2 protein-coding genes are annotated in these 1,633 nt (G+C 69.9%); both read left to right on the forward strand.

The window, feature by feature from the left end:
* Positions 1 to 112: 112 nt before the first annotated feature.
* Positions 113 to 820 (forward strand): hypothetical protein, encoded by a 708-nt coding sequence (locus ACWDN5_RS46755; RefSeq protein ID WP_449680792.1) that lies wholly within the window; start codon positions 113 to 115, stop codon positions 818 to 820.
* Between the two features lie 79 nt (positions 821 to 899).
* Positions 900 to 1,544 carry a hypothetical protein gene (locus tag ACWDN5_RS46760; protein WP_310974607.1) on the forward strand — a complete coding sequence of 215 codons (645 nt, stop codon included), beginning with the start codon at positions 900 to 902 and terminating at the stop codon, positions 1,542 to 1,544.
* Positions 1,545 to 1,633 lie beyond the last annotated feature (89 nt).

A 1,633-nucleotide genomic window follows, 5' to 3' on the forward strand; every position in this document is an offset into this window, starting at 1 on the left:
CCGATCGGGGGCCGCGCGAACCGCTCCGCGCTCGTCCGCGTCCCGATGTATTCACCCGGAAAGGCGTCATCCCGCCGGGTGGTGGGCCGTCGGCGGCCCACCGGCCGCCGAGGTGACTCGCGCGACCGCGGGCGAGCCGCCCACCGAACCCGCACCTGGCAGCGAGGCCGCCGCTGAGGCCGAAGCGGCCGAGCCCGGCAGCGCCGCCACCCTCAACAGCGAGCCCACCACCACCCTCGACGGCGAGCCAGCCGAGGACGAAGCCGCCGGGACCGGCCCGGCCGAAGCCGCCGCCACCCCCGTCAAGCCCCGCCCCGGCCGGCGCCGCCTTCCCGTGCTGCTCCTCGCCGCCGCCGTCGTTCTCGCCGGGGCCGGGGTCTGGTTCACCCTCGAAGCCCGCTCCGCCGCCGCCAACCCCGCCGCGGCGAACCTGGCGCTCACCGATGTCGGGGCCACCGCCGATGTCACCTCCGCCGTCACCCTCGCGGTGAACCGGATCTTCTCCTATTCCTACGACCGGACCGACGTCACCGAAAAGGCCGCCGCCGCCGTGCTGCGCGGGTCGGCCAAGGATTCCTACGACAAGCTCTTCGCCGAAGTCAGGCGCAAAGCTCCCGAACAGAAACTTGTGCTCACTTCGCGCGTTTCCGCCAGCGCCGTCCAAGAACTCAAGAATGGTCACGCGCGGTTACTCGTCTTTCTCGATCAATCGGCCGTCCGGGCCGACAACAATGCGACCGACAGCGCCGCGGCGCAGCTTTCCGTGACCGCGGAGCACACCACCGGCGGCTGGGTCATCACCGATCTCGAACCTCGCTGACCCGGTCCGCAGCAATACCGCACGTCACCGTTTCCGGGAGCACCCGGAAACGGCCGGGAAACGCATAAGGAGGACAACCATGTCCGTGGCAACGAAGCTGAAGAGACTGGCCGTGCTCACGTCGGCGGCGACCGTGGCGATGACCGTGGTCACCGCGACCCCGGCGTCGGCCGAGGTCATCCCGTTCCCGGTCTCCTTCGCGGTGACCGGCAACACGGTGGTGAAGAAGACCGGCAGCACCATGAACCTCGGCCCCGGCACCCTGGCCGGGAACCTGCTCGTCAACGACGAGACCGGCGAAGTCGGCCTGAGCGCGGACCTGAGCCTGCCGCCGTCGCAGGCGAACATCTCCCTGGTCTCCGGCCTGTTCAAGATCAAGGCGACGGTGAAGGTGATCCCGCTCGGCCCGGCCACCGGCACGCTGGCCGACGCCACCCTGACCACGCACGCCAAGGCCAACATGGAGATCAGCGACATCTGGGTCGGCCTGCTCACGCCGGTCATCCCGCTGCCCACGGTGCCGGGCTCCTGCAAGACGAAGACCCCGATCGAGCTGAACCTGGTGGCGAAGGACATCGACATCTTCTCGCCGATCACGGTTTCGGCCGACTACACGATCCCGGAGTTCACCAACTGCTGGGTCGCCGACCTCGCCCTCGGCGCGCTGGTTTCGGGTCCGGGCAACAAGATCAACCTCACCCTGACGCCCAACGCGGCGAGCTGACCCGGCGGGTACGCGGGTCCTGTCCACCAGAGCCCGCAGCGCGATCTCCCCTTCGAGCCGGGCGAGTGCCGCGCCCAGGCAGAAGTGGA

The sequence above is a fragment of the Amycolatopsis sp. NPDC003731 genome (assembly GCF_053586895.1).

Bases quoted from the DNA above. Each gene is read 5' to 3' on its own strand.
- ACWDN5_RS46760 (WP_310974607.1), top strand. From the start codon at position 900: ATGTCCGTGGCAACGAAGCTGAAGAGACTGGCCGTGCTCACGTCGGCG.